The sequence below is a fragment of the Allokutzneria sp. A3M-2-11 16 genome (assembly GCF_024213555.1).
GTDB lineage: Bacteria > Actinomycetota > Actinomycetes > Mycobacteriales > Pseudonocardiaceae > Allokutzneria.
The window spans coordinates 3,250,947-3,270,475 of sequence record NZ_JANAVO010000001.1 but is presented as its reverse complement, the minus strand read 5'-3'; the positions used below and the strand labels follow the sequence as shown (position 1 = coordinate 3,270,475).

The 19,529-nt window shown below is 70.1% G+C and carries 15 protein-coding genes; 7 read left to right on the top strand and 8 right to left on the bottom strand.

Features of this window, described 5'->3' with window-relative positions:
• Positions 1 to 116 precede the first annotated feature (116 nt).
• Complete coding sequence (locus NLX83_RS16335) at positions 117 to 980, bottom strand: aldo/keto reductase (protein WP_254236239.1); 864 nt, start codon at positions 978 to 980, stop codon at positions 117 to 119.
• Between the two features lie 64 nt (positions 981 to 1,044).
• Positions 1,045 to 1,689 carry a hypothetical protein gene (locus tag NLX83_RS16330; protein WP_254235695.1) on the bottom strand — a complete coding sequence of 215 codons (645 nt, stop codon included), beginning with the start codon at positions 1,687 to 1,689 and terminating at the stop codon, positions 1,045 to 1,047.
• A 206-nt stretch (positions 1,690 to 1,895) separates the two neighbouring features.
• Here NLX83_RS16330 and NLX83_RS16325 point away from each other — a divergent pair, with 206 nt between their 5' ends.
• The 4 genes from NLX83_RS16325 (at position 1,896) to NLX83_RS16310 (ending at position 10,666) form a co-directional block, all read left to right on the top strand.
• Complete coding sequence (locus tag NLX83_RS16325) at positions 1,896 to 5,531, top strand: S8 family peptidase (protein WP_254235694.1); 3,636 nt, start codon at positions 1,896 to 1,898, stop codon at positions 5,529 to 5,531.
• Between the two features lie 67 nt (positions 5,532 to 5,598).
• Complete coding sequence (locus NLX83_RS16320) at positions 5,599 to 7,806, top strand: S8 family peptidase (protein WP_254235693.1); 2,208 nt, start codon at positions 5,599 to 5,601, stop codon at positions 7,804 to 7,806.
• Complete coding sequence (locus tag NLX83_RS16315) at positions 7,692 to 9,164, top strand: hypothetical protein (RefSeq protein ID WP_254235692.1); 1,473 nt, start codon at positions 7,692 to 7,694, stop codon at positions 9,162 to 9,164. Before NLX83_RS16320 ends, NLX83_RS16315 begins: the two co-directional genes overlap by 115 nt.
• A gap of 137 nt (positions 9,165 to 9,301) precedes the next feature.
• Positions 9,302 to 10,666, top strand: coding sequence for a helix-turn-helix transcriptional regulator (locus tag NLX83_RS16310; protein ID WP_254235691.1), 1,365 nt, complete (start codon positions 9,302 to 9,304; stop codon positions 10,664 to 10,666).
• 83 nt (positions 10,667 to 10,749) lie between these two features.
• Here NLX83_RS16310 and NLX83_RS16305 read toward each other — a convergent pair whose 3' ends face one another.
• Positions 10,750 to 11,481 (bottom strand): LuxR C-terminal-related transcriptional regulator, encoded by a 732-nt coding sequence (locus NLX83_RS16305; protein WP_254235690.1) that lies wholly within the window; start codon positions 11,479 to 11,481, stop codon positions 10,750 to 10,752.
• A gap of 196 nt (positions 11,482 to 11,677) precedes the next feature.
• On the opposite strand from NLX83_RS16305, the gene NLX83_RS16300 reads away from it, so the two are divergent.
• Together NLX83_RS16300 and NLX83_RS16295 are read left to right on the top strand one after the other, a co-directional pair.
• Positions 11,678 to 11,935 carry a hypothetical protein gene (locus tag NLX83_RS16300; RefSeq protein WP_254235689.1) on the top strand — a complete coding sequence of 86 codons (258 nt, stop codon included), beginning with the start codon at positions 11,678 to 11,680 and terminating at the stop codon, positions 11,933 to 11,935.
• A gap of 11 nt (positions 11,936 to 11,946) precedes the next feature.
• A complete protein-coding gene (locus NLX83_RS16295; protein WP_254235688.1) occupies positions 11,947 to 13,155 on the top strand; it encodes a glycosyltransferase in 1,209 nt (402 codons plus the stop codon).
• Here NLX83_RS16295 and NLX83_RS16290 read toward each other — a convergent pair.
• The gene (locus NLX83_RS16290) at positions 13,139 to 13,582 is read right to left on the bottom strand and encodes a MarR family winged helix-turn-helix transcriptional regulator (protein WP_254235687.1); all 444 of its coding nucleotides are present in this window, start codon (positions 13,580 to 13,582) and stop codon (positions 13,139 to 13,141) included. The genes NLX83_RS16295 and NLX83_RS16290 overlap by 17 nt on opposite strands.
• Positions 13,583 to 13,646: 64 nt before the next feature.
• On the opposite strand from NLX83_RS16290, the gene NLX83_RS16285 reads away from it, so the two are divergent.
• A complete protein-coding gene (locus tag NLX83_RS16285; protein WP_254235686.1) occupies positions 13,647 to 14,858 on the top strand; it encodes a Bcr/CflA family multidrug efflux MFS transporter in 1,212 nt (403 codons plus the stop codon).
• 301 nt (positions 14,859 to 15,159) lie between these two features.
• Here NLX83_RS16285 and NLX83_RS16280 read toward each other — a convergent pair whose 3' ends face one another.
• From NLX83_RS16280 to NLX83_RS16265, 4 genes are all read right to left on the bottom strand, one after another.
• Positions 15,160 to 16,977, bottom strand: a complete 1,818-nt coding sequence (locus NLX83_RS16280) for a cellulase family glycosylhydrolase (protein WP_254235685.1) — start codon at positions 16,975 to 16,977, stop codon at positions 15,160 to 15,162.
• 243 nt (positions 16,978 to 17,220) lie between these two features.
• Positions 17,221 to 17,952: a 4'-phosphopantetheinyl transferase family protein gene (locus NLX83_RS16275; protein ID WP_254235684.1), complete on the bottom strand. Its 732-nt coding sequence runs from the start codon at positions 17,950 to 17,952 to the stop codon at positions 17,221 to 17,223.
• A gap of 1 nt (position 17,953) precedes the next feature.
• Complete coding sequence (locus NLX83_RS16270) at positions 17,954 to 18,676, bottom strand: thioesterase II family protein (protein ID WP_254235683.1); 723 nt, start codon at positions 18,674 to 18,676, stop codon at positions 17,954 to 17,956.
• A 54-nt stretch (positions 18,677 to 18,730) separates the two neighbouring features.
• Positions 18,731 to 19,423 (bottom strand): DUF998 domain-containing protein, encoded by a 693-nt coding sequence (locus NLX83_RS16265; RefSeq protein WP_254235682.1) that lies wholly within the window; start codon positions 19,421 to 19,423, stop codon positions 18,731 to 18,733.
• Positions 19,424 to 19,529: the final 106 nt, after the last annotated feature.

Below are 19,529 nucleotides of genomic sequence, written 5' to 3'. Positions count from 1 at the left end.
CGAGTGAACCCGTGTGCGCTTCCTGGAGCAGCCGCATAACCGGGATATCGGCGGGGCCGAACCCACCCGCCCACGAGTGAAATAAACAGCGCGAGCGACTCAGCCCCGTGGCCGCATCAGCGCAGTGCTGACAGGCGGGCGAACTGCTCCGGGCTCAGCCGGACGCCGGCGGCGGCCACGTTCTCCTCCAGGTGCGCGCGCGAGGAGGTCCCCGGGATCGGCAGCACCACGGGTGACCGGGCGAGCAGCCAGGCCAGCGCCACCTGCGCCGGTGTCACCCGCTTCCCTTTCACACCAAGGGAAATCTCGTCGGCGACGGCGGCGAGCTCGGCGTTGACGTCCGCGTCGGACTCGGCCGTCCCGTTGGCGATGGGCAGCCACGGCACGAACGCGATGCCCTCGCCCTCGCAGTACTCCAGGACCTCCTCGTGCCGCCGGTCACCGACGTTGTAGAGGTTCTGCACGCTGGCGACGTCGACGAAGCGCCGGGCCCGCTCGATCTGCTCGACGCCGACCTCGGAGAGCCCGACGTGCCGCACCGTCCCGTCCTTGCGCAGCTGCGCGAGGGCGTCGAACTGCTCGTCCTCGGCGACCTTGGGGTCGACGCGGTGCAGCTGGAACAGGTCGATCCGGTCGACCCGGAGCCTGCGCAGGCTCAGTTCCGCCTGCTGCACGAGGTACTCCGGCCGCCCGAGCGGCACCCACCTGCCCCGCCCCGGCCGGGACTGGCCCGCCTTGGTGGCGATCACCAGGCCCTCGGGGTACGGGTGCAGCGCCTCGGCGAGCAGTTCCTCGTTGGCGCCGAGGCCGTAGGAGTCGGCGGTGTCGATGAAGGTCACGCCGAGCTCGACGGCCCGGCGCGCGACGGAGATCGGCCCGGCGCGGTCGGCATCGGCCCGCCAGCCGGTCAGCCGCATGGCGCCGAAGCCGAGGCGCCGCACGGGCAGCTCGCCGCCGATGGTGAACGTGGAGTCAGTCATCACGCGCCCAACGGTCGCCCCGCGGACCGCGGCACTCCATGAATTCAGTCCCGGCTAAATCCGATCATGCCTCGGGCGAGCGCAGGTGCGGGAGCTGCTGTTCGAGCAGGCGGAGCTGGTCGTCGACGCGGCCGAGGTCCGGCTGGGCGGCGAGCTCACCGGCGACCTCCGCGATCCGGCGCTCCGCCGCGGCGAACTGCTCGACCGCTGCCTTGAGGCGCACGTACACCGGCTGCGTGGTGATCGAGGGCGTGTTCGGTGGGTGCAGCCGTTTTCCGGTCTCCGCCAGGGAACGCGCGGCGGGCAGCTCCGCCCGCATCGCCTCGGTGATCTGCGCCAACCAGTCGCGGGCCGGGGACGGCGGCAACGCGGCGGTGACGTCCTCCGCCCGGCGCACCGGCCCCTCGCACGCCGTGAGCAGCCGGTCCCACGCGTCCCGGTCCCGGACCCGCTCCGGTGGAGCCGAGGGAAGTTGTTGTGGCACAGGGCTTTTCCGGCCACGCAGGCGATCAGCCGCGAGTCCCACCGCGAGACCGGGCAGCCCGCCGAGCACCGCGGGCGCGATGAACAGCGCGACGACCTGCACCGCCGCGCCCTCCGCGGGGTTCCACAGCTCCCCCGTCACCAGGAGCAACAGGTGCAGCGCCATCGCGAGGCCGTAGCCGATCACGAAGCCGGTTCGCCATGCGGGAGCGCGCTCGCGTGTCACCGGCCCAACCTAAAGCCTGTCTGGTGGGTCTCGTCGGACTATCGCGGACATGGACCTGCCCCCTAGGGGTGGCGGGTGCGGCGAATCCGGGCAATCGGGGTGGTAGCACGGTGTTTCGGCACCTCGGTCCGCGATCAGAGTGGGACACCCACCAAGTGCTCTTGTCGCACCGGGCTCGCGCATGCGGTCCGGCCCGAGAGGAAGACATGCATCGCAGAACACTGCCCGGCGCGATCACCGTCGCCGCGCTGGTAGCGGTGGGCCTCGGCGTGCCCGCGCAAGCGGCTCCGAAGCCCACCACGACCGCTCCGGAAGGCCGCGCGGTCACGCTGATCACCGGTGACCGCGTGCACCTCGACGCCACCGGGGTCCCCGTGCACACCGAGGCCGCGCCGAACCGGACCGGGACGAGGTTCCACACCTCGACGCGGAACGGCCACCACTACGTGATCCCCGAGGATGCCAAGGCGCCCTTGGAATCCGGGCGGCTGGACCGCAGGCTCTTCGACATCACCCTGCTGGTGAAGTTCGGCTACGAGGACTCGAAGGTCGACGAGATCCCGTTGCTGCTGTCCCAGGGCGCGGCCCGCTCCGCACCTGCCGTGCCGGACGGCAGCAGGCGCACCGGACAGGTCTCCGCGCTCGGCATCACTTCCGTGCGCACCGCCAAGGCCAACGCGACCGCGACGTGGGAGCGCCTTCGCGGGCCGAGCGGCGCCCGCTCGCTCACCGGCGCGGACCGCGTGTGGCTCAACGGAAAGATGTCCTACTCCCTGGACCGCAGCGTCCCGCTGACCGGAGCTCCGGCGGCGTGGCAGGCCGGGCACACCGCCAAGGACGTCACCGTCGCGGTGCTGGACTCCGGCATCGACACCAAGCACCCGGACCTCGCGGGCGTGGTGGCGAAGGACTTCTCTGGCTCGCAGCACGGTGTGCAGGACGTGCAGGGCCACGGCACGCACGTCACGAGCACGGTCGCGGGCACCGGCGCGGCCAGCGGCGGCAAGTACGCGGGCATGACCAAGGGCGCCAAGGTGCTCATGGGCAAGGTCGGTGACTACGACGTCTCCGACGAGGCCGCGCTCGGCGCCATGGCGTGGGCGTCGGTGGAGAACAAGGCCAAGGTCGTCAACATGAGCTTCGGCGGCGGGCCCGAGGAACAGGGCCCGATCTACGAGGGGATCGAACGGCTCACCGAGGAACAGGGCACCCTGTTCGTGGTGGCCGCGGGCAACGACGGCAAGGACGGCTCGGTTGGCTCCCCCGCCACCGCGGACGCGGCGCTCGCCGTTGCCAGCTCGACGAAGCAGAAGGAGCTCAGCTCGTTCTCCTCGCGCGGGCCCCGGCACTGGGACCACGCCGTCAAGCCCGACATCACCGGCCCCGGCTCGGAGATCATCGCGGCACGCGCGGCGGGCACCTCCGGCGTCGGCGGAGTCCCCGAGCAGTACACCGTGATGAGCGGGACCTCGATGGCCGCACCGCACCTGACCGGCGCCGCCGCGATCATCGCCGGGCAGCACCCGGACTGGAGCCCCGGCCGGATCAAGGCGACGTTGATGAGCACGGCGAACCCGATCGACGGGACCTCCGTGTACGGCCAGGGCACCGGGCTGGTCGACCTGGCGCGGGCCACCTCGCAGCGGTTCACCGCCGAGGAGGGCAGCCTGTCGCTGGGCCTGTTCACCTGGCCGCACACCGGCCAGCGGCCCGCGACCAACGACGTCACCTACCGCAACGACGGCGACAAGCCGCTCACCGCGAAGCTCGATCTGTCCATTGTGGACAAGGATGGCAAGCCCGCCGACAGCGTCCAGTTCCGCTTGAGCACCAACGAGATCACCGTCCCCGCGAAGGGCAGCGCCAAGGTCTCCGTCACCGTGGACCCGACCAGGCGGGTCGGACTCTACGGCGGCAGGCTGACCGCGACCGCGGGCACTGACGTGGTGCGCACCGCGATCGGCGCCCACGTCGAGGACACGATGCACGTCATGTCCTTCAAGGCCACCGGCCGGGACGGAAAGCCCGCCGAGCCCACCGTCACCGTGGTCGGCCTCGACAAGGAAACCCAGCTCACCGAAACAGTCGAGCTGGACGCGAACGGCACGGGCAAGCTCCGGCTGCCCGCCGGGGACTACATGGTGACCAGCGAGCTGTACGAGCACGGGCCGCGCGGTGCGTACGCGTCCGATCCACTCGCCCTGATCAACCAGGTCGCACCGAAGATCACGCTGTCCGCCGACCGCACCCTGGACATCGACGCGCGCACGGCCAAGCCCATGCGCGTGGAGCTTGACGACCCCGAGATGAAGGTCGTCCGGCAGAGCCTTTCCCTGTTGCACGCCAAGGGAAGCGACGCGCAGCCGTGCTGCACCCCGCAGCGGGCGAGCACCTACGTCGACACCGACACCCCCGTCCTGGTCGGCTCGCTCGGCGGTAACGCCAAGGGCTTCCGCCACATCAACCACGTCACCGCCGTCCGCCCCGAAGTGATCTCGGAGATCGTTGCGCCGCAACGCCTTCCGCTCTCCCTGACCCGGGACGCGAACTCGCCGCGGCTCGTCGGCGAGCATCGGATGGACGTGGTCGACGGCAAGACCGGAGGGGACCTGAAGGGCAAGCTCGTCCTGCTCGACCTGGACCCGAAGACCGGCGACACGGCCAAGGCGGTGAAAGCGGCCGCTGACGCGGGAGCCAAGGCGGTACTGGTCGTCCAGCCCGCGAGGGGCCTGTTCTCGCCGACGCCGATCCCGGTCTTCAAGGCTGCCGAACACCGGTTGGCCAAGCTGACCGAACTGCTCAAGGCCGGTCCGGTCGCGGTCCGGGTACTGGGTGCCAAGGACAACCCGATCAGCTACGACGTCGCGCTGACCGCCTCCGGCGGCATGCCGGACGGCGGCGAGCACCGGATTCGCAAGGACGACCTCGTCAAGATCGACGCCCGGTACCACCGCGACGGCCGCAACTTCGGGGTGCGCCCGCAGCTGTTGCCCGGTCTCGACGGTCCGAACGCCGCCGTGGTGCCGGTCTCCTTCCCGTTCCGTGAGCCCGCGCCGCTGGTGGAGCTGGGCACGACCCGCACCGAGTACGTCAGCCCCGGTTGGTGGGAGCACGAGCTGGGCTTGGCGGCGACGCCGACCTCGGGTTTCCCCGCCAACAACCGGATGGAGGTCGCGCACCCCACCAAGTTCGGGGCGCCCCGGCGGATGGAGTTCAACTCGGGCCCGTTCGGTCCCGCCGTCGCCCGGAACTCGATGGCCAGGCTCGGCAACGAGTTCGTCGCCTCACCGACGCTGTTCGGGCCGCGCGGCTGGAGCACCACGCTCGACAAGATCGGCGAAGCGACCCTGCGCCGCGACGGCAAGGTGGTCGCCACGTCCACCGGGCGCGCCCTCCACACGCTCCTCCCGGCCGACCGCGGCCGCTACGAGCTGCGGGTGAGGTCCACCCGCGACGCCAAGCCCGGCGCGCTCGGCACCTCGGCGGACCTCACGTGGGGGTTCACCTCCAGCGGCACCGGGCAGGACTACACGCCGATCCCGGTGCTGGTGCTGGAGCCGAAGCTGCCGTTGGACATCGGCAACGCGGTGCCCGCGAACACGCCGCAGCCGATCGAGATCACGGCCTCCGCGAAGCGGATCACCGAGATGCGGCTGTCCGTGAGCTACGACGAGGGCTCCACGTGGGTGGAGGTCCCGGTGCGGCAGAGCGGCGAACGCTGGCAGGGCACCCTGCCCGCCGGAGGCAAGGCGGGCGGCTACGGCTCGCTCCGCATGGAAGCCAAGGACCGCGACGGCAACACGGTGAAGCAGACCGTTCTGCGCACGCATTCCCTTGGCTGACAACACGAATCAGCAGCCGGGGTGGCGGTTCGCCGCTACCCCGGCTGCACTACGCCGGAGTCATCACATGCATCACAAAGCAACGGCCGCAGTACTGGCGCTGAGCCTTCTCGCGCTGGGCACACCCGCGACGGCCGCACCGCCTCCCGCCAGCGCAAGTCCACTGAGGACGGTCACGCTGATCACCGGAGACCGCGTGCACGTGAACGCCGCCGGGATTCCCGTGCACACCGAAGCCGCGCCACAGCGGACCGGTACCGCGTTCCGCGCGTGGTCGGAGAACGGGCACCACCACGTCGTTCCCGAGGACGCCGAGGCACCGCTGGACGCGGGCAGGCTCGACCGCAGGCTGTTCGACATCACCCTGCTGCTGGAGTTCGGCTACGACGACGCGAGCACTCCCGAACTGCCGCTGCTGCTGACGAACGCCGCGGCACAGCGCTCTGCGGCACGACCGGGTCTGGGCTTCTCTTCGTTGCGCACCAAGAAGACCGACGCCGCCAAGACCTGGACGCAGCTCAGGGGCTCGGTCGGAGCGCGGTCGCTCACCGGCGCGGACAAGGTGTGGCTCAACGGAAAGCTCAAGATGAGCCTGGACCGGGGCGTGCCTCTGACCGGAGCGCCCGCCGCGTGGAAGGCCGGGCACACCGCCAAGGACGTCACCGTCGCCGTGCTCGACACCGGCGTCGACACCACCCACCCGGACCTGAAAGGCGTGGTGGCCAAGGACTTCAGCAACTCCCCCGACGGCCCGAAGGACACCGACGGCCACGGCACGCACGTCGCCTCGATCGTCGCGGGCACCGGCGCGGCCAGTGGCGGCAAGTACGCGGGCATGACCAAGGGCGCGCGGCTGTTGGCGGGCAAGGTCGGCGAACGCTCCGCCGACGAGGAGGCCGTCATCGCCGGGGTCGCATGGGCGGCCGTGGAGAACAAGGCCAAGGTCGTCAACATGAGCTTCGGCACGCCGCTGCCGCACGAGGGACCGCTGGACGAGCTGATCACCAAGGTCACCAGGGAGCACGGCACGCTGTTCGTCGCCGCGGCCGGGAACACCGGCGCCGACAAGATGATCAGCTACCCCTCCACCGCCGACGAGGCGCTGTCGGTGGCGAACACCACCAAGCAGGACCGGCTCAACGGGGAGTCCTCGCGGGGCCCCAGGTTCGGCGACCACGCGCTGAAGCCGGACATCTCCGCGCCGGGCAGCGACATCGTCGGGGCCAAGGCCGCGGGCACCTTCGGGGAGACCGGCGGTCTTCCGGAGCAGTACACGATGATGAACGGCACGTCGATGTCCGCGCCGCACGTCTCGGGCGCGGCGGCGATCATCGCCGGACTGCATCCCGACTGGAGCCCCGGCCGGATCAAGTCCGCGCTGATGAGCACGGCTCGCCCGGTCGCGGGAGCCACGGTTTACGGTCAGGGCAGCGGAATCGTCGACCTGGACCGCGCGATCCGGCAGCAGGTCACGGCCGAGCAGGGCAGCCTCTCCCTCGGTCGCTTCACCTGGCCGCACACGGGACAGAAACCGTCCACAAAGGACGTCACGTACCACAACGACGGGGACCGGCCCGTCGCGCTCAAGCTCAACCTGTCCATTGCTGACGGCAAGGGCAAACCGGGTGACAGCGGCCAGTTCCGGCTCAGCGCCAACGAGATCACCGTTGCCGCCAAGGGTTCGGCGAAGGTCTCCGTGACCGTCGACCCGACCCTGCGTCCAGGCCTCTACGGCGGCTGGCTGACCGCGACCGCGGGCGACACGGTCGTGCGCACCTCGATCGGCGCGGACGTCGAGAACACCATGCGAGTCCTCACCGTGAAGGCCACCGGCCGCGACGGCAAGCCCGCTCGCTCCACCGTCAAGATCACCGGACCCGATGTCTCCCAGACCTTGCGCATGGATGCCAACGGTGTCGGGACCGCGCGCCTGCCCGAGGGTGAATACCTGGTCAGCAGCACGCTCGCCGAGCACGGCCCGCGCGGCGAGTACAAGTCCGACCCGATGGCACTCATCCAGCAGGTCGCCCCGAAACTCAAGCTGGACAAGGACCTCACGCTCGAAGCCGATGCGCGCAAAGCCCAGCGGCAGCAGGTCTCGCTGGACGATCCGTCGCTGAAGGTCGTCCGCCAGACGGTGACCACGCTGCTCGACACGACATGCAGGCCGCGACGTACGCCGACAGCGACACCCCGCTCTACCTGGGCTCGCTCGGCGGCTCCGACCAGCGCTTCACCCACGTCACCCACCTCACCGCGGTCCGACCGGAGCTAGCAGCAGAAGTTGTTGCTCCACAACGCATTCCCCTCTCCCTGTCCTATGACGAGCATTCACCGAAGCTCGTCGGTGAGCACCGGATCGACGTCGTGGACGGCAAACAGGGCGGAGACCTGAAGGGGAAGCTCGTCCTGCTCACGCTGGACCCGAAGACCGATGACACCGTCAAGGCGGTGAAAGCTGCCGCCGACGCGGGAGCCAAGGCGGCACTGGTGGTCCAACCCGCACGACAGGTCTTCCAGCCGCTGGCACTGCCGACGCTGAACGCCGCCGAACACCGGTTGACCAAACTGATCGAACTACTCAAGGCCGGTCCGGTCACGGTGAACCTGGTGTCTACAAAGGACAATCCCGTCAGCTACGACATCGCGTTGACCGCACAGGGAAAGATGGTGGACGGCGGACGCCATGACGTGCGCAAGGAGCAGCTGGCGCACATCGACTCGCGATACCGGCCGGGCGGCGCCAAGAGCATGCGCCCGACCATGGCCCACGCACCGAACGACAGCTTCCCCCTGCCGCAGCCGCAAGGCATGTTCCGCCTCGCCGCACCGGAGGTCGCCATCGGCAAGGAGCGCACCGAGTACGTGAGCCCGGGTTGGTGGCTTCGCCAGCTGGGAACGGACAACGAGCCCCTGTCCGAGGCCGGGTACAGCCGCTTCGACGCGGGCCGGACCTATCGGCGGGACTGGAACTCGGCGGTCTTCGCCCCCGCGTTCGGCAGGACCGCGGTGCACCGGATCGACGACAAGATCACCGGCATGCTGTCGCTCGCGGCACCGCGCCCCGCCGCGGAAGGTGCCCGGACCTGGAACGGATCGGCCGCGCTCCAAGGCAGGACGACGCTGCTCCTCGACGGCAAGCAGGTGTTCACCACCGAGGCGACCGGTTTCGGCACCGTGGTCCCACCGCGCCAGGGGAACTACGAACTGCGGGCGACGGGCACCAGGGACGGCACGCTCACGACCTCGGTCGACGCGGCGTGGACGTTCCGCTCCGGGCCGACGCCGGACCAGAAGCCGGTGGCGGTGCCGCTGCTGACGGTGGACCCGCGGATCTCCCTGGACCACGCGAACGCCGCACCGGCCGCGGCACCGTTGCCGATCCGGGTCTTCGCCGCGAGGCAACCCCAAGCCGCCGGGCGGGCCACAGTCACCGAACTGCGCGTCGCGCTCAGCTACGACGAGGGCCGGACCTGGACGGATGTCCCGGTGCAGCGCAGCGGTGAGGTGTGGGCCGGAATGCTGCCCGCGGCGGGCAAGGCGGGCGGATTCGGTTCGCTGCGCATCGAGGCGAAGGACTCCGACGGCAACTCGGTACGCCAAACGGTGCTCCGCACACACGCGTTGAGCTGAGTCTATTGATTTCGTGAAAGCGAGGTCCGGGACCCGGGGTACCCTCGCCCAGTTCGGTTCACGGGCGAGGGTGGGACACCGATGCCGAAAACCAATTCTCCGCGGGTTGCCCCGACCCGGAAAAACGGGTGATCGGAGTGCTGTCCCCGATCGACAAGGCCAGCACCGCGGCCGAGCTGAGCGCGCGCCGCACCGCCGACGACAACCTCGCCGAGGCCCGCGCCGCGATCGACGAGGGCCGGGCGTGGGAAGCGCTGGAGTGGGCGGAGAAGGCGGCCGCCGGGTTCGCCTGGCTGGGCGACCCGGTCGGCGTCGCCTACTCCGCGGTCGTGCAGGCGGTCACCCTGGCCAAGCGCGGGTTGTGGGCCCCGGCCCTGGACGCGCTCGCCGAGATCGAGCGGTTCGCCGTGCAACGCCGGACCATCGAGCTCCAGGCGCGGATCAACCTGGCCCGCTCCTCGATCGAGGTCAAGGTCAACTCCACCGAACGGGCCCTCGCCACCCTGGCCAGGGCCCAAGGGTTCGCCGAGCTGTCCGGCGACGGCGGCCTGATGGGCGAGATGCTGCTGCACCAGGCGCAGATGGTGCGCACGCAGTACTTCGGCAACTGCATGGTCAAGGTGCAGTCCCTGCGCTGCGGGGTCGAGGGCGACGCGTGCAAGCTCAAGCTGCTGCGCTCGGAGGAGCTGGCCAAGGCGTGCCGGGACAAGTGGAAGTCGCTCGACGACCCGGTCCGGCTGGCCCGGGTGAACATCATGATCGGTGATCTGCGCGCCGAGCTCGGCGACAAGCTGCGGGCCCGCCGGTTCTGCGAGCGCGCGGGCTACCTGCTGCGCAGCTCCGACCGGGTGATCGCGCAGGCGGAGCTGAAGATGCTGCGCGGCAGGCTCTACGGCATGGACGGGCGGCACGCCGAGCAGATCAAATGCCTTGAGGCCGCCGCGGAACTGGCCGAGAGCGCGCTGGCCAGGGAGTACACCGCGCGGGCGCACGAGCTGCTGAGCCAGGCGCACGAGCGGGCCGGGAACCTCGACCGCGCGCTCTACCACGCCCGCAAACACCTGGAGCAGTACAAGCTGTGGGAGGCCCAGCAGGGCCGCGACCTGCTGCGGATCCGGGAGAACAACATCGTCGGGCACTGGCTGGCCGGGCTCGGCCTGCACACCGACGAGGGCCAGTCCGAGCAGCAGCGGCCCAAGGAGTCCGGCATCTCGCCGACCCCGGTCGCCACCACCCCGGAGCCCGACCCGCACGCCGAGGACCCGGTGCGGGTGGCGCTGCGGATGGGGCTGACCATGCGCCGGATCGAGATCCTGCAACGCCTGGTCGAGGGCCAGTCCGCCACGATGATCGCCGAGGACCTCGGCCTGTCGCCGAAAACGGTGCAGAACCACCTGCAGCGGATCTACAAAACCCTTGGTGTGCAACGACGAACCGGCGCCGTCGCGTGGTGGGCCGGTCTGGCCGCGCACCGCGCGCACACCGTGGCCGACTCCGACTGACGCCACCCGCCTGAACGCCCGGATTCCCGTTTCGTACTCATAGCCGCCCTGGCTCCCGCTATGAGTACGAAACGGGATTCCGGCTAGCGGAGTGCGCCGCGGAGCAGACCGAGGGAGATGGCGGTCGCCACCGCCGACGCCCGGTCCGGGACGCTGAGCTTGTTGAACACCCGGTGCAGGTGCGTCTTCACGGTCGCCTCGCTGATGAACAGGTTGCGGGCGATCTCGGCGTTGGTGTTGCCGGTGGCGACCTGCTCCAGGATCTGCAGCTCCCGGCTGGACAGCCGCTGCCGGGTCCGGCCGCCGCCGCGCACCTCGGAGGCCAGCATCGGCAGCAGGGAACGGGACACCGGGGTCTGGCCGTCGGCGGCCTTGAGGATGCCGCTGAGGATCTCGCCCAGCACCGCGGTCTTGAGCAGGAACCCGTTGGCCCCCGCGTCCAGCGCGGCGCTGACGTAGTCGGTGTTGTCGCTGAGCACGAGCACCGCGAGGTTCGGGTACTCCCGCTGCAACAGGCGCAGCAGCGCGATCGCGTCCGGCCCGGCGACCTGCGGGTCCACCACGAGCACGTGGGCCTCGCACCTGGTCAGGCTGGCCAGCGCGTCGTTGACCCGGTAGAAGCGGCCGACGACGGTGACGCCCTGCTGCGCGGAGAGCAGCTGCGCCAGCCCCTCCACGGTGACGGGGTGCCGGTCCAGCAGCGCGACCCGGACGGGACCGCGCCTGCGTTCGGCCGCGAGCATGCCTGGCGTGGGTGTCGCCGCCGGGGTGGTGGGTTTGTGCGGCGGCCTGCAAACGGTCTGGATCTGTCTCATGACTCACTCCACGCCTACTCGGCGAAGCACTCCTGGCATCGGCGCTGGGGGCGCCGGAGTTGGTGCTGTGCGAGGCGAGGTGGCCCCTCACTCGTACCGCGGCCTCGCGCTCCGACTGTTCGATCGGGATGCGCTTCGCCGAAGCGGTACAGAGGGCACTGTGGTCAATCACAAGGGGCGGGGCAAGGAGGTCAAAATGCTCACCTTCGCCATCCTTTTACCCCTCGAAGTGGGTATTTCGGAGGACGTCGAAGGTCGTTACCTGCCGGTACGGCGAGTACATCGAGTGAGTGTCGACAGTGTCGCCGAGAAGGAATTCATCTCGGACCTTAGCGCGACGGGGCGCACTTTTAGTCGTTTGAGCACAGATACGACCAACCGGACGCACTACTCCGGGACGATGTGGGCGGATTGGTTGTTTGTTACAACCAGCCTGTTGACTCGTCCCCGCTGAGGAGGCTCGCTTTGCGCGTCCTGTGCACCGTCACCGGTTCGCCGTCGCACACCCGTTCCCTGGTCCCGATCATCCGTGCGCTCGCCGAGGCCGGGCACGAGGTCCTGGTCGCCATGCCGGAGGACTTCGTCCAGCTGTTCGCGGCCGAGAAGGTCACCGCGGTCGGCGCGCTCTACGGGATGCGCCAGCAGCTCACGAAGATGGTCTCCGACCCCGAGCGCCCGCTGCACCCGCCCGCGAACCCCGGCGACATGTCGATGGTCATGCGGGCGATGTCGGGCCCGCTGGCGGCGGACTCCTTCCAGCGCGTGCTCCCGGTCGCCGAGGAGTTCCGGCCGGACGTGGTGCTGCGCGACGACGCCGAGTACGGCGCCGTGCTGCTCGCGGAGAAACTGGGCATCCCGCACCTCTGCCTGCCGGGCGGGTTCGTCAACGCCGGTCTGCCGGAGCTCGCGGAGCAGACGCTGCGCGAGCACGCGCCCCACGGGCTCGACCTCGGCCGGGATTTCCTCTACCGGTACGGGCGAATCGACTACGTGCCAACGGAATTCTCCTACACCGCCGCGGCGGCGCCGATCGCCAGCGCCTACCGGCAGCCGGTGCTCGTGCGCCCCGGCGAGCGGCTGCCCGGCTGGCTGGCCGATGCGCCAGCCGACCGGCCGCTGGTCCTCGCCGCGATCGGCACGGCACTGCCGATGACCACCGAGCTGGACAAGTCGAAGATGGCCCTGCCGCCCTCGCTCGCGGGCGTCGATCCCAGCGAACGGCTGCGCGTCGCCGTCGAAGCTCTGTCCACTTTGGACTGCACGGCGATCGTGGCCACCGGCGGGGTGCCGATCCCCGACGCGCCGATCGCGCCGAACGTGCACCTGGTCCAGCAGGTCCCGCAGCCGCTCGTGCTGGAGTGCGCCGACCTGTTCCTCACCCACGGCGGGTACAACGGCATCCGCGAGGCGCTGCGGTCCGGGGTGCCGATGGTGGTCCAGCCCGCGTTCGGCGACCAGCCGTCCAACGCCGACCGCACGGTCGAACTGGGTCTGGGGCTGCGCATCCACGACGGCGGGGTCGAGGAGGTGCGCGAGGCGTGCTCCCGCGTGCTCGGCGAACCCGGCTTCACCGCCCGCTCGCGCCAGGCCAAGCGCGCCGTGCTCGCGCTGCCCGACCTCGACCAGGCAGTCCGGGACATCGAGGCGGTCGCGAAGCTCAGCTCCGTTCGATGACGTCGAGCAAGCGGTGCAGCGCGGGCAGGGCCCGTTCGATGTCGGCGCGGTCCTCGGCGGGCAGCCGCGCGGCCGCGTCGGCGATGATCCGCCTGCGCTGGTCTTGGTAGTCCGTCATGGTGGCGCGGCCGTCCTCAGTGAGGGCGAGCCGCACCACCCGCCGGTTCGCGGGGTCCCGTTCCCGCAGCAGCAGCCCGGCTTCGGTGAGGTCGCCGACCAGGGTGCTGACCGTGTTGGCCGCCGCGCAGAGCACCGTCGCGACCTCCTTCACGCTGATCCCCGGCTGGCGGAGCACCGCGAGCAGCAGCTCGACCTTGGCGTTGGACAGCGCGGAGTCACCCGCCGCGCGGGCCGAGGCGCGGCGCAGCGCTCGCTGCAACCGGCCCACCGTGCAGCTGAGGTCGAGGGCTTGCGAAATAGGGGTCACGGGCGGGACCGTCCTCAATTACTCTGTCACAGAGCTAACGGCTTCTGAGCGTACTGGGGGATGGATGCGGGACAGTAACGGCAGGCTCACACTGGTGCTCATCCTCGGTGGGCTCAGCGCCTTCGGGCCGCTGTGCCTGGACATGTACCTGCCTGCCTTCCCCGAGATCGCGGACAAGATGGGCGCGACCCACTCACAGGTCCAGCTCACGCTGACCGCGTGCATGATCGGCCTCGCCGCCGGTCAGCTCGTGATCGGCCCGCTAAGCGACATGTGGGGCCGCAAGCGCCCGCTGCTGTTCGGTGTCGGCCTGTTCGTGCTGGCGTCGCTGGCGTGCGTGTTCACCACCGACGTCGCGAGCTTCACCGTGGTGCGCTTCGTGCAGGGCTTCGCGGGCGCCGCCGGGATCGTCGTGGCCAGGGCCGTCGTGCGCGACCTGTACTCCGGCGCGGAGGCCGCGAAGTTCTTCTCCACCCTGATGCTGGTCTTCGGCCTCGCCCCGATCCTGGCTCCGGTGCTCGGCGGGGAGGTCACCGCGGCGGCCGGCTGGCGCGGTGTCTTCGTGGCACTGTCGATCTTCGGTGCGCTGCTGCTGTTCGTGGTCGCGCTCGGCCTCCGCGAGTCCCTGCCCGCCGAGCGCCGCAACACCGGCGGCCTCCGCTCCGTCGTCCGCGCCGCCGCCACGCTCTCCGGCGACCGCTCCTTCGTCGGCCTGTCACTCACCAGCGCGTTCGCCGGGGCGGCGCTGTTCGCCTACATCTCCGGCTCGCCGTTCGTGATCCAGGACATCCACCACGCGTCGCCCCAGATGTTCAGCATCATCTTCGGCGCCAACGCTTTGGGCTTCGTGCTCGTCGGCCAGCTCAACGCCAGGCTCGTCGGCCGCTTCGGCCCGCGCCGCCTGCTCGCCATCGGCGTCGGGGTGAACGTCGTCTCCGCGCTCGCGCTGCTGCTCACCACCGCCATCGGCACGCTCGGCCTGGCTGGTCTCCTCGTCCCGCTGTTCACCCTCGTCGCCAGCATCGGCATGATCAGCCCGAACGCGCTCGCCCTCGGCATGGCCGACCACCCCCGGATCGCGGGCAGCGCCAGCGCCCTGCTCGGCATGGTCCAGTTCCTGGTCGCCGCGATCACCGCCCCGCTCGTCGGCCTCGGCGGCGAAGGCACCGCGCTGCCGATGGCCATCACCATCGCCACCGTCTCCACGCTCTCCGTCTTCGCCCTCACCGTCATCGCCCGCCACCGCGCCCCCGCCGACCTCCCCATCCCCGCCTGACCCCGCCGTTTTGCCCTGAATGAGTCATTGAGGTACTTGAACTCCCCCAATGACTCATTCAGGGCACTACACCCCCCAAACACCCAGCTCAGAGCGTTGGAAGTCCCTGAACGGGTCGTTCAGGGCACTCAACGCCCCCAACGACCCGTTCGGGGCGTTAGATGCCCTCAACGACCCGTTCAGGGCACGTGGAGCAGACCCAATGACTCGTTCGGTGCGCTCAACGTTCCCAATGACTCGTTTGGTGCGTTGGGAGCCCTCAATGACTCATTCAGGTACTTGGGAGCCCTCAATGACTCGTTCAGGGCATCCCGACGGCGGCGGCCCACGAAGCGAGGTCGCGTTGGGCAGCGGTCAGATCGGCGACGGGCACGCGGGCGTTGACGACCAGCGCCACGTGCACCCCGGCCCCCGCGCTGATCACGAGCTTGTGCGCGACGGAAGAGCCCGATTCGTTCTGAACCCGTACAACAGAGTCCGAAGTGGACAGTCCTGAGTGGACACCGAAAGAAGCGGCGACGGAGGAGTTCACCGGGGAGAAGGTGCGCGGCAGGTGAAGCTCAGTGGGACCGCGAGCCCCACCGCGCCAGGCGAGGATGCCGAACTGCCGGTTCTCCACCACCTTGGCGAGCGCGGGGTACTGGGCGGGCACCTTCATCCACCGCACGGACGGCGCAGTCGACGACGCGAACCCGTCCTTGGCCATGTCCTCGTAGGCGAACGCGAGGGTGTCACCGGCGACGGCACTCGGATACATCCGGTCGAGAACACGCTGATCGACGCGGAACCGGACGCCACCGGAAGCGTCGGTGTCGACCACCGAGTGGTCCTCGTCGTTCCAAGCGTCGCCCGCGGTCTGCACCTTGGAAGGGTTGCCGTTCATCAGCTCGCGGTGCTTGCCGTTGTAGATGTCCCACTGCCATTGGGTCGCGGACATCACCGCCCCCGAAGCAGTCGGCCGCGCCCACCAACCGTCGTTGCCCGCACCGCGATCGAGTCCTTGGTACGCGCTCTTGAGGATCATCGGCGCCTTCTCCGCGGACCAGCCGGTCATGCGGTGGCCGAACTCGGAGAGGAAGCTCGCGGTGCCCAGCTGCGCCGCACGGTCGCGAATCTCGTTGGTCTGATTGGCATATCCGCCGTCGCCGGGCTTCGTCGGGTCGATCGAAAGGCGCAACGTGTCGTAGAAGTGGGCGTTGAACACATAGCGCGGCCCCATGGTTCCGATGGTGCCGAACCCACCTCGCCGCAGCCCGACGATGGCCAGGTTCCAGTTCACCAAGGGCTCGGCGTAGAGCGGTTTGTCCTGCCACCCCACGGTGTCCATCCGCGCGCGAACCCGTTGGTAGAACGGCCAGATCAGCTCCTTCTCGCGGTCAGCCGAGGAGATCGAGCCTTCTCCGTCCGCGGGCTCGTTGACCGGGTCGAGCCCGAGGACCAAGCCGAACTCCTTGGTGGGCAAGGAGTTCCGCAGATGGCGCATGGTCGCGGCGGCCTGGTCGAGGAACGCGTCCTGCATGCCGATGAGCCCGGCGGGCGTCTCCAGCTTGCGGTTGAGCCAAAAATCGCGGAAGGCTGAGCGGACGGCGTCGTTCTGCCACTGGTTCTGGCCCCACGTCACGCAGGCGACGCAGTGCTCCTCGGGGTACTTGCCCGCTTCGATCACCCATTTCGGGGCGCCGTTGCCGGTGTACCAGCTGTCCTTGTTGAACAGGTCGCGCGAGAACAGGTCCTGGTGGAAGTCGACCAGCACGTGCACTCCGCGCCGGGTGAACTCGCGGATCTGCGCGGTCGCCCGGTCGAGGTAGGCGGTGTCGATGATGTTCGGCGCGGGCTGCACGCCGTCCCACCCGACGAGGAAGCGGATCGCGTTCGCGCCCGTCAGATCGCGCATCGCGGTCGCGGAGCGGGCGGCATCGGCGACGGAGGCGAAGGGCAGCTTGCCGTGCTCGTTGAGCTTGGTGGTGCCGGAGACGTTGAAGCCGCGCAGCACCACCTCGCGGCCGAGCCGATCGCGGAAGATCTGGACGGTCTTCCCGCCGACGGACTTGGTGCCGACGGTGACCGTGCCTCCCTCAACCGGCGCCGCCGAAACCGGCACCCCAGAGACGACCAACACCAGAGCAACTGTGACCGCCAACACCCTCATACATGAGAAAGTTCCACATTTCTGGGCCGCAGCGGTACCCACACCCGAGTGAACCCACCGCGGGTCCGCCGGTCTTCAAGTACCCCGCACCCCCACCCTGAAGGTCTCAAACCACCACAAACCCCCGGCCGCGCCAGCCGGGGGTTTGTGGTGGTTAAAGACGTTCTGGGAGGGGGTTGGGGGTACTTGAAGACCACCCAACCACGCCAGCGGCTACGCGGGGATGGCGGACGTCAGCAGGTCGGCGCCGTTGTGCTGGACCACGTGGAGTTCGCCCGCGCTCCGACCGGCCACGACGGCGACGGCGCCCACGTGGTCCCGGGGAGCCTGGACGTCGGCCATGCGCATCTCCGCCGGGTAGCGGTCCGCGCCGGGCTCATCAGCGGGCCAGCCGAGCAGGCGCGGCGCGGCGGCCGGGCCGGTGAGGACGACATTGGGCAGCGACACCATGAAGCCGACGCCGACCGCCTTGACCACGGCCTCCTTGCGCGTCCACATGCGCAGGAACGGCTCGGCGCCGCCGCCCGCCCTGGTGATGCCCGCGATCTCGTCCGGCCCGAACACCACGTTGAGGTTCTTCAACGGCGCGCGCGAGGACGGCTCCACGTCGAGCCCGACCAGGCCGTCGACGGACGCGGCGACCCCGACCAGCTCCCCGGCGTGGGTGACCGACAACTTCGGAGCGCCGGGCAGCGGCGACGTCACCGGCCCGTGCGGGCCCTCGCAGCGCGAACAGTGCCGCTCCAGCGGAACGTCGGCGGCGGCGATGCCGAGCTCACGGGCGACGATCGCCCGGGACAGCGAGGCGCCGAGGAGGAACCGCTGCTTGTCGTCGTCCTTGAGGTAGCGGGACCAGCGGTCGCGTTCCTCGTCGTTGAGCCAGGCCAGCATCGGCTCCAGGGGCACCGAGCCGAGCTCGACCCACCACACGTCCGCCTTGGGCACCTCAGCCGTCCTCTCGTAACGCGGTGATGTGTTCCGGCAGCCGCTCCCAGACCTCTGGCACGTAGAAGTGGCCACCGGGCAGCCGGTCGGTCCGGAAGTCACTGGTGACGATCTTGCTCCAGCCGCGCACGGCTTCCTCGTCGACCTCGTCCAGCTCGCCGTAGAGCACCTGGGTGGGCACCGTGATCCGCCCGGCGGGGTCGTACCGGAGGCTGTGCAGCGCGGCCACGTCGCCGCGCAGCATCGAGACGGCCATGTCGCGCAGCTCCGGGTGCGCCAGCACCTCGTCGGGCACCTGCGCCTTCGCCCTGATCCACTCGACGTACTCCTCGTCGGAGTTCGTGGGCCCGAGGGAGTACGTGTACGTCGACAGCGGCGAGCGGGTCGCCGACAGCACCACCGCGGCGGGGGTGAGGGACCGCGACGCGAGCCCCGCCGCCACGGCACCGCCCATGCTGTGCCCGAACAGGACGTAGGGACGGCCCGCGGCCGCCTCCTTGACGCTCACCTCGACGTCGTCGAGCAGCTGGTCCCAGAGCGGCGGCATCGGCTCGCTGATCCGGCGCTCCCGGTTGGGGTAGCAGACCAGCGCGAGTTCCACGTCGTCCGGCACGTGCCCGGCCCAGCCGCGGAACGGCGCGGTACCGCCGCCCGCGTAGCTCAGGCAGATCAGCGCGCGCCGCGCTTCCGGCCGGGGTCGGGGCCGCACCACTCGGTTCGTCATCACCGTTGAGGTCACTCGATCGGCGCAAGGGTGTCAAGTGGGCTTCGAAACGGTTCAGCGCGCCGCCGGACGGGTCGAGGCGATCGCCCAGCCGCCGACGCCGATCACCGCGACGACCTCGCACAGCGCCAGCACGCGTTCGATCACGCCGAGCGGCAGCACCTGCCACCACGCGCCGCCCACCGCGGAGGCGTAGACCAGCACGTAGACGATGGGCGCGAAGGACAGCACGGCCAGCACGCCGAGCGCGCGGGCGCGCCGCGCGTGCCCGCTCCACCGCTCGTCGCGCAGCCAGCGGCGGGCGATGAGCAGCACCGCGACGGGCAGGCTGAGGAACGCCACGAGGCTGCCGACGCGGTGGATGTCACCGCTGAGGCTCGGCCCGATGGCCCAGTTGTGCTTGGGGAAGAGCACGACCACGGTCAGCCCAGCGCTCCACAGGCCGAGCATGACCGCGCCCACCGAGCGGAACCGGACCAGGCCGCCGCGCACCAGGGCCGCCAGGATCGCCAGCGAACCGGCCGCCAGGAGCAGCAGCGCGAGGTCGAACAGCATGCGGTTGGGGCCGAGCGCGTGCTCGCTGATGGTGCGCCGGACCGGGTTGATCATGCCGATGGCCGGGACCAGGTCCAGCACGGCGATGATCGCCACGGTGGTCAGCACCGCGACCGTGCCGCCGACCGCGAGCGCGCGCGCGACGGCGCCGTGGTGGCCCGTCGCGGCCGGGGTGAGTTCAGGGGTGAGCACGGCGCCTCCTCTTCCACGTCACCCCCAATATCAACCGGTGACCCGTGAAATACCGGTTACTTTCCGGTCGGGGACTTCTGTCGCTTGACAAGACATAAGTCGATGC